General features: G+C 56.7%; 7 protein-coding genes. 1 reads left to right on the top strand and 6 read right to left on the bottom strand.

Annotation, left to right across the window (positions count from 1 at the left end):
* On the top strand, positions 1-676 hold a 676-nt coding region (locus M0974_RS04665; RefSeq protein WP_297833396.1), incomplete at its 5' end, for a cellulase family glycosylhydrolase.
* Positions 677-708: 32 nt separating this feature from the next.
* On the opposite strand, the gene M0974_RS04670 is transcribed toward M0974_RS04665, so the two are convergent.
* From M0974_RS04670 to M0974_RS04695, 6 genes are all read right to left on the bottom strand, one after another.
* Positions 709-1,992, bottom strand: a complete 1,284-nt coding sequence (locus M0974_RS04670) for a hypothetical protein (protein WP_297833398.1) — start codon at positions 1,990-1,992, stop codon at positions 709-711.
* 63 nt (positions 1,993-2,055) lie between these two features.
* The gene (locus M0974_RS04675) at positions 2,056-2,997 is read right to left on the bottom strand and encodes a glycosyltransferase family 2 protein (protein ID WP_297833400.1); all 942 of its coding nucleotides are present in this window, start codon (positions 2,995-2,997) and stop codon (positions 2,056-2,058) included.
* Positions 2,994-4,118 (bottom strand): GDP-mannose 4,6-dehydratase, encoded by a 1,125-nt coding sequence (gmd, locus tag M0974_RS04680; RefSeq protein ID WP_297833402.1) that lies wholly within the window; start codon positions 4,116-4,118, stop codon positions 2,994-2,996. The genes M0974_RS04675 and gmd overlap by 4 nt, the downstream gene beginning before the upstream one ends.
* Before the next feature lie 24 nt (positions 4,119-4,142).
* A complete protein-coding gene (locus M0974_RS04685; RefSeq protein WP_297833404.1) occupies positions 4,143-5,504 on the bottom strand; it encodes a lipopolysaccharide biosynthesis protein in 1,362 nt (453 codons plus the stop codon).
* A gap of 53 nt (positions 5,505-5,557) precedes the next feature.
* The gene (locus M0974_RS04690; protein WP_297833406.1) at positions 5,558-6,943 is read right to left on the bottom strand and encodes an undecaprenyl-phosphate glucose phosphotransferase; all 1,386 of its coding nucleotides are present in this window, start codon (positions 6,941-6,943) and stop codon (positions 5,558-5,560) included.
* A 107-nt stretch (positions 6,944-7,050) separates the two neighbouring features.
* Positions 7,051-8,944 (bottom strand): polysaccharide biosynthesis tyrosine autokinase (locus M0974_RS04695; protein ID WP_297833408.1); only part of this gene is annotated, 1,894 nt, incomplete at its 5' end.

The raw sequence follows: 8,944 nt of genomic DNA on the forward strand, positions 1-8,944 counted from the left end.
AAATCAGGTAATCGGCAGCCCCACGGTCACCATCGATCACTATCGACAGCTAATGCAGCGCATTGCCCAGCGCTGGCACGCCGCCCCGGCGCTGTACGCCTATGACCTGATGAACGAACCCCACGACGACTCTGACGCCCGCTGGCCCGAGATTGCGCAAACGGGTATTGATGCGATTCGTACGGTGGACCCGCATCGGCTGATCATTGTTGAGGGCCGGTCATGGTCCAGCGCCGCCCGCTGGCCGCAATACAACGATGAGTTGCTGGCATTGAAAGATCCGGCCAACAATCTGGTGTTTTCTGCACACCTGTACCTGGACGAAGACGGCGGCGGTGAGTACAAACGACGCAAAGACCCACGCATTGATCCCGACATTGCAGTGAAACGGGTCAAACCCTTTATCGAGTGGTTGCAACTGCATGGCCGTCGTGGGCAAATCGGTGAGATGGGCATTCCCGACGATGACCCGCGCTGGATCGATGCGACCGACCGCTTGCTCGGTTTTCTGCGCCGTTACTGCGTGCCGTTGGCGTACTGGTCAGCCGGCGAGTCGTGGGGCGATTACAAGCTGGCCGTGGAGCCGATAAATGGCCATGATCGTCCACAGTGGCCCATTCTGGCCAAGTACCTCGAAGCCCCGCAGTGCACCGATTACGGCCCCGCCAAGAAGTGAAGCACGCCATAATTTCCTAAAGGAAAATATATTTAATTCAATATGTTATGTTCTTTTTGATAAGGCACATCTCGAGCCAAAACGAAGAGTGCTTCTTGGTTGGTAGCCACCTGTACCCGGGCAAAGTAGACGAAGCTGGCGATGGCCAGCCCCGTCAGTTCGCCGCCATACATGATCGATGTAGAGAGAAAAAAGTTGATGCAGTTAAACCAGAAGTCCAACTGCAATCCGCTCAACAGATCACCTTTGTTGCGGCATTGACGCATGATTCTCCAGTACCCTACGTAGTAAATCAGCGCAATGACCGGCGTGAAAAAACCGAAGCGATAGAACACGCCCAGCAGGCCTACATCGGATAAGTAGAAGTACGAGCTGTAAAGTCGCGCAAAGCCGTTCTGCCATTGCAGCGACAAGGCACCCATGCCGATGTAATAGTTCTGCGCCACCTCACGCAGCACAATGTCGGCGGTGGTGCTGCGCACGCCACCCTCGCTGGTGGCTTCGGCCAACAATGCATTGAATCGCGCGTATTGTTCGCTGAAAAAAACCTCCGGCAAAATGAAGTACGCCGCCAGCAAAATGGCGATCAGGGCGACGCCTACTTTGAGTAATGCACCCCATTGACTGCGAAAGATCCACACGCCAGCCAATACCCAAATCAACATGGTGTTGCGGGTCTGGATAACCAGCCACAAATAAGAGGCAAATAGCAGCAGTAGCAAAACGGTGACCACTGAGAAGTGGCGCTTGAGCCGGTACATCAACATAAAGGCACAAGCGCTGACGTAAGGCGCACCGATGCTGAAGCGATTGGGCCGCAACGGTTCAAGCCCGTAGTCTTTTTCATCGACGGTGAAAGCCACATCGCTGTTCTCAGGAATCACGCCGACGTAGTACAGGTAGCCGACGGCGACACACGCCAGCCCCGAGCATAAAAAGAACCGCTCCAGCTGTTCCTGGGTCGGGCGGGCCTTGATCATTAAATACCAGAGCGGGAAGAACAACAGGTACAGAAAACTGCGGCGCTCTTCGAGCAAACCGAACGTCAGCGGCTGCCCAAATTTGGCGTTGGCCAGCAGCGCCGATAACACCGGCAACAGCAACCCGAAACACACGATCCACACACTGGCCCGTGACTGTTGTGCGCGCTTCCAGACCAACAGCAGGAGCAGCGCGCACACCATAATTACGCCGATAAACAACTCACGCAAATAGGGCAGTCCGGCTGATTTGTTATCGGTCAGAAATAAGCACGCGGAATTCAGAAACAGCACCATGAACAAAAGAGTTCGATAGAAAACAAGTGCTCTGATCACAGCCTCATACCTCCGTGCTGATGCCTCTGTGGAAAGCCCCGGGACAGGTCACATTTAGCTTCGTCAACGCCAGGAAAACGTTAAGCCTTCACTGATGCCTTTGAGGCCATAGCGAATGTTTTTCAGGCTTCGACGGTTTTGCAGCACGGTGATCGACGCCAGCGCCAGCGACGACACAATGCAGCAGGTCATGGAGTGAAACTTACGGTTGTACATAATTGCCGCGCGATTTCGATAGAAGTGAAACAGATGGCTTTTACCCTTGGTGCTGCCGCTGTCCCCGTGGCGCGCAAAACTGCGCCGTGAAACCTGGCAGCCAATGCCCTCGACCGCAGCCCTGCGTTGCCAATCGACTTCTTCGGAGTACATGAAATAACGTTCGTCCATGAGACCCACCCGTTGGATGACCTCACAGGAAACCAACATTGACGCGCCCATCAGATAGTCCGGCTTGGGGAATTCGGCCAGGTGTAGCCGCGAACGGTCCAGGTTTTTACCGATCAATTTGGTCTTGCCCAACCACGGGTACACCGTGCCGCCGCCGACACACTGGACAGTGTTCGGGTTGTCGGCATACACCAGGACCGAGGCGCTGAACCCGCAAAACGGGTCGGAGTGCATCGTTTCCAGCAGCGCGTGGAGAGCGCCTTCTTCCACCGTGACATCGTTGTTCACTATCCAGAAGTAGTCGTAACCAGCCCGGTAGGCGTAATCAATGCCAACATTGTTGCCGCCGGCATAACCGAAATTACCGCTGTTCCTGATCAGGCAGCGTGCGTACTTGCGGTCTTGGTGTTTGATGTCCGCTTGAGTGGTGACCAGTGCCTGTTGCGCGTCGAACCCGGCCATATAGTCGGCCAGCTTCTGGTAATCCTCGGGCTGCGAATCGTTGTCGATAACCACAATGGGAATCGAGCAGCAGGCCTCCAGCGAAGCTATGCACTGTAGCGTTTGCTCCGCGCCGTTCCAGTTGAGAACGATGGCGCACACGTTCTCAGTACTCATGATGGGCGTCTCAACGACGGCAGATGCGGGTCTGCGTTTTTAAGTAGTACCCGGCGCATAGCGGCGCTGAGGTCCTCCTGCATCATCTCGGCGCACATGTCCTGGGCGGTGATCTCCGGGACCCAACCCAGCTTAATCCGTGCTTTGCTGGCATCACCCAGCAACGATTCCACCTCGGCCGGACGGAAATACTGGGGGTCGACACGCACCACCACATCCCCGACTTCTACCGCGGGCGCCAGGTGACCCTCGACCTTCGATACGACGGCGAATTCATCGACGCCTTCACCCTCAAACTGCAGATACACACCCATCGCGGCGGCCGACCAGGTGATGAAGTCGCGAACTGAATACTGTACGCCTGTGGCGATCACGAAATCTTCCGGGTGCTCCTGCTGCAACATCATCCATTGCATGCGCACGTAATCTTTGGCATGCCCCCAGTCGCGCCTGGCGTCCAGGTTGCCCAGCATCAAGCAGGATTGCAGGCCCAGCGCGATATTGGCCAGACCGATAGTGATTTTCCGAGTGACGAAGTTTTCACCACGCCGGGGAGATTCGTGATTGAACAGGATGCCGTTGCACGCATACATGCCATAGGCCTCGCGATAATTAACCGTGATCCAGTAGCCGTAAAGCTTGGCCACCGCGTAGGGCGAGCGCGGATGAAACGGGGTGGACTCGGTCTGCGGCACTTCCTGCACCAGTCCATACAGCTCAGACGTGGACGCCTGATAGAAACGGGTTTTATGCCCAAGCCCCAACTCATGAATAGCCGCCAACAGACGCATCGTGCCCATTGCGTCAATTTCCGCGGTGTATTCTGGCAACTCGAAACTCACCCCGACGTGGGACTGCGCGCCAAGGTTGTAGACCTCATCGGGCTGCACGCGATTCACGATGCGGGTCACACTGGATGCATCGCTGAGGTCTCCGTCGTGCAGAAAAAACCGGTTAGCCAGCTCTGGATCTTGATGCAAGTGATCAATGCGCTGAGTCGTGGAGATTGATACGCGACGCTTGATGCCATGCACCTCGTAGCCTTTGCCCAGCAACAGCTCAGCCAAGTAAGAGCCGTCCTGACCGGTGATGCCCGTGATCAATGCGCGCTTTGTGTCCATATCGGTGATACCTCATCAAGGTACTCAGGGGTTCAGTCGGCGATACCAGTGTTGCCCCTCAATCAGCACAATGACGATCATCGCCAAGTTGATCGCCACGTTGGCAGCGGCAAAAGCCATGACCACCGCCAGCGCCTCTTTGAAGATAAAAGCGCCGGCCAATACCGCTAGAATCCGTAGGCTGGTGCTGACGATTTCGACAATCAAAAAACGTTTTTGCAAAGACAGTGCGGGAACGGCCACCAGGCATGGGCCACCGATAAATCCAGCAAATTCGGAGAGTGCCAGCCAACGCGCATATTCGCCGGCGGGTTGCCATTGGGCGCCGAACGCAACACTAAATAGCCAAGGCCCAGCGATGGCGAGGGTGGCGAAGGGCACCAACCCCGCCAGCGCCATGCCCGCCACCCCGCGCGCCAGCAAGCGGGTTACTGGTTCTTTGGCGTGAATCGCCTGCGTGATGCGCGGGTAGTAAACGCTGCCTACGGCCTTGCCAATAAAATTGCTCGGCATCGCCAGCACTTGCAGGCACAGCGCGAAGAACCCCGCAGGCACCGCCCCAAAAGCGGATGCCAAGACCAGCGTCGGCATGTGCACCGACAATGCGTTGATTAGCACTTGAGGCGCGCGATAGATCGGAAAATCTCGGTAGTCGGCGGCCAGTTGTCGCAGGTTTTTGCGCGGTTCGTCGTCAATCAGGGAGTCACTCGTTGCAGGGCCGGAATCGTGCCGAAGGCGGATCCCGATCAACAACAAAGAGCTGTGTATGATGTAATACAGCGCGCTGGTTACCACCAACACAGGGGCCGATGCCTGGACCAGGCCGGCCAGGCTCCGCGTGGCGTTATAGAGCAACGCATGCAGCGTCGCGCCTCGTGCCGTCAGGCTGAAACGCTGGGTGCGATAAAGCCACTGCTGGGTGATTTCCAGCACGGCAGAACTGAACATGACAACGGGCAACAGCATCAGGTAGGGGATCAGGATGTCGATGCCCATCGCCGTAGCGAACTGCGCGCCGAAGCCATACAACAGCAACGCAGATGTGCCGCAGATAACGGCCGCCACCCGCAGTGACAATCGAATCAACCCCCGTGCGTCGCTGTCGTGCACCGGCAGCACGATCGCCGTGGGGTAGGTGAGCGCACACCATGGAATCAGGATAATGCTCAAGCTCTGAAAGGTACCAACCACCCCGAACGCATCCGGCCCATAGATGCGCATAATCACTGGAATCAGCGCCAAGTTGATGGCTTGCGCGCCCGCGCTACCGGAAATGGTCGTCAGAATATTGCGCACCAGGCGACCCCGGAAAAACTGCTGAAGCGTGGGTCGCCATCCCGTATTGCGGGGTTGTGGCGCGGTGACACTTAATTCGGGGTCTGCCATGCCGTTCTCCGGGCTTGTAGGATTACTGGGTTACCCAGGTACACCATCACCCCTCAATAAATATTGCGTGAGAACAAGGTAAAAGGCGTTTTGATCAGGATTTTGATGTCCAGCCACAGCGACCATTCGTTGATGTAGATCAGGTCTTTTTCGACTCGCTGCTGCATTTTTTCCAGGGTCTCGGTCTCGCCCCGAAAGCCGCTGACCTGCGCCAGGCCGGTGATGCCGGGTTTGATCCGGTGTCGGGCCATGTAGGCTTGAATCTTGTCGCCGTAATACTGGTTGTGCGCGATGGCATGGGGGCGCGGCCCCACCAGCGCCATTTCGCCGCGCAGCACGTTAATCAATTGTGGCAATTCATCTATGGAACTGCGCCGCAAAAAAGCCCCGACGCGGGTAATGCGAGGATCACCCTGGAAGGCCTGCTTCACGTCGACGTCGTTGTGCAGGCGCATGGAGCGAAACTTCCACACCCCAATCACCAAGCCGTTGCAGCCATGGCGGGGCTGTCGGAAAAATACGGGTCCGGGGGACGACAATTTCACTGCAATGGCCACCGCCAGCATCACCGGAAAAAGGATGATCAGCGAGACCAACGCCAGACCACGATCAAATAAAGCCTTGCCCAAAGTTGCCGCCGGATAAGAACTGTTTGGTGTCTCGTTCAGGTAAATGGCGGGGAATTGTTCGATCTGCGAGATCGACGGATTCAGCAGCATCATGCTGCTGAAATCCGGTATCCAGACAACGTCCACGCTCAGGTCCAGCAGCTTCAGGTAGATCGTCTCAATCAGCGCCGCCTTGGCCAGCGGCAGGGCAATGTACACACGCCTGATTTTGTCGCGCAAAACCCGTTCGGGCAGCTCTTGCAAGCCACACAAAATCGGCAACGCAGTGTCGACCTGCACCGCCTCGGCGTCGATCGACACCAAACCCAGCACTGGAATACGCTCACGCAGTTGCTTGGCCAAGGTATACGCCAGCGGGCCAGTGCCGATGATCACGGCGGTACGCTCGAAACCCAGCCAGCGCGAATGCAGGATCATTAAATAGCGCAGCGGCAAATACGTAAACGCCTGCGCCAGAAAACCCAACACCGCGGCCCTGATCAACAATCGATGGTCAAGACCGGGCTCAAATAGAAATATTCGCAACATTCCATACAGCGCAATCATCAGCACTGTCCAGCCAGCCAGTACCCGCAACAGCCCCGAGCCGTATCCGTAGCGCTTGTGGTACACGTGCAAGGCACTGTAGATGGGTACCGAGCTCAGCATGCCAATAACCATGAGTCCGCGATATCCCACAGCGATGTAACCGAACCTATGCCACACCAGGTAGCAGAAGGTCAGGTTCGACAACACTGTGGCGCAAAACCACTGGCTCCAGAACGTCAGGCCGCGTCGATTAACCGAAGGATGTAGGCGTGGAGCTATCATGTTGATCTCCCCTCAGTGATCGCCTTTACCTGTAAGTCTTCGCCCAGGTGCGTGCTAATGGTTTCGTTAAACACTTGATAACGCGGCAAACCCGTGACACCTGTTACTTAGCTATTCACTTCACCCGGCAAGTAGCCGTAATACCCTTGATGGCCATACCGTGCATTGAGCGCTGAGACTTGATTGAGCACCACACCGGTGACGGGCGCCCCGTTACGCAGCAACTCGCCCACACCGCGCTGCACCAGTGGCACAGAAGTGCTGTCGGACTTGACGACGTAGAGCACGGCATCCGCCATTGCGCACAACAGCGCTGCGTCACTGACCGACTGGCTCGCCGGCGAATCAATGATAATTCGGTCGTAACGTTGTTTGGCCCACTCCAAAAACGCTCGGAAGCGCGGCGATGCCAGCAACTCAAGCGGATTGGACGGCACCGCCCCCGCAGGCACCACGTCAATCTCGCCGACCTGCCTGATACAGTCCTCACTGCGAGCATGGCCGCTGATCAAGTCCGCCAAGCCGATTTTGTCGTTACTCAAGCCAAAATTGCGCGCTAGGGTAGGGCGGCGCAGGTCGGCTTCAATCAACAACACCCGATCCAACCTTCCCAGGGCGCAGGCCAGATTGACCGCTATCGCGCTCTTGCCCTCGCCGGGGACGGAAGAGGTGATCACCACGATGCGGCGTCGATCCTCTATATCGTTGAGCATCACGCCGGTCCGTAGGGTTCGAATGGCTTCGTTGAAGGCCGCGTTGTCGTTGCGCTCGAATTGACGAGCAATGCGCGCGCGGTTTTTCTTTTTCAGCAACGGCACCACACCCAGTACCGGCAAGCGCAGTTTTTTCTCAACGTCTTCGCTGGATTTGAAGGTGTTTTTCATAGAGTCGCTTAGCAATTCGAAGGCGCAGCCCAGACCCAACGCCAACAACGCAACAATCGAAAAAATCAACGACTTTCGCGGCGTATTGGGTTGCATCGGTATGACGGCTTCGTCAACAATCCGGGCATTGCTCGACCCGATATCGGCGGTTGCTGTGGTCTCTCGCAAGCGGGTGAGAAACGTGTCATACAGCGAGCGGTTGCTGTCGACATCGCGCTGCAACTCTCGCAGCTTGAACTCTTTGCGTGAAATATCCTGAATCTGCGCCCGACTGCTATTGACCGACGCACGTAACGAGTCCTCGTTAGCTTGCGCCAATTGATAATTGCGTTTTAGCCCCGCCAGCACTTGGTTGACCTGAATGCGCATGCTCGCTTGGGCTGCCGCCAGATCAGAGCGTGCGGCCAGCATTTTCGGATGCCGGTCGCCGTAGCGCCGCGATAACTCGTCAACCTTGGCTTGCGCGCGCGCTTGGTCTGCCTGGAATTGCTGAATGACCGGGTTATTGATCACCGCCGGAATACTCGACAGCTGATCCGAACCCTTGCTGCCCATGGCCAGCACTTGTTGGTACTGGCTCTGCGCGTCGGCCCGCTGACGACGGGCATCGACCATGCTGTCGCTGGTTTTCGACAGCTCGTTGGCGCTGATGGTTACCACACCATCCACGTCCACCAGTCCTTCGGCGTCGCGATAACTTTGCAGTTTATTTTCGGACTGTTGCAACTGGGTGCGCAACTCCACCAGACGCGTGTTCATCCAACGGCTGGCTGTCAATGAGTCGCCTATTTGCGCATCGAGACGGCTGTCCAAATACCCTTGGGCCAGTGCGTTGGCGGCGAGCGCAGCGGTTTCCTTATCTTTTAGCGTTACACCGATGGTCACCAGTTGGCTTTTGCCCACCGACGCGACAGAGGTATGATCCATCAACTCCAGCACGGCACTTTCAAATACTTGGGCTGGGGTCAATGTTTGCTCCTCGCTCCAAGTGGATGGGAACCATTGTGGTTGTAGGCTGGCGATCAGCTCTTTCAGGCGCGGCATGAGGTAGAAGCGTTGGCGCGGGTCGAACTCAGGGTGCTCGGTGAGATTCAATTGACGCACCGCGCGCTCGGCC

This window comes from Pseudomonas sp. (assembly GCF_026224925.1).
Taxonomy (GTDB): domain Bacteria; phylum Pseudomonadota; class Gammaproteobacteria; order Pseudomonadales; family Pseudomonadaceae; genus Aquipseudomonas.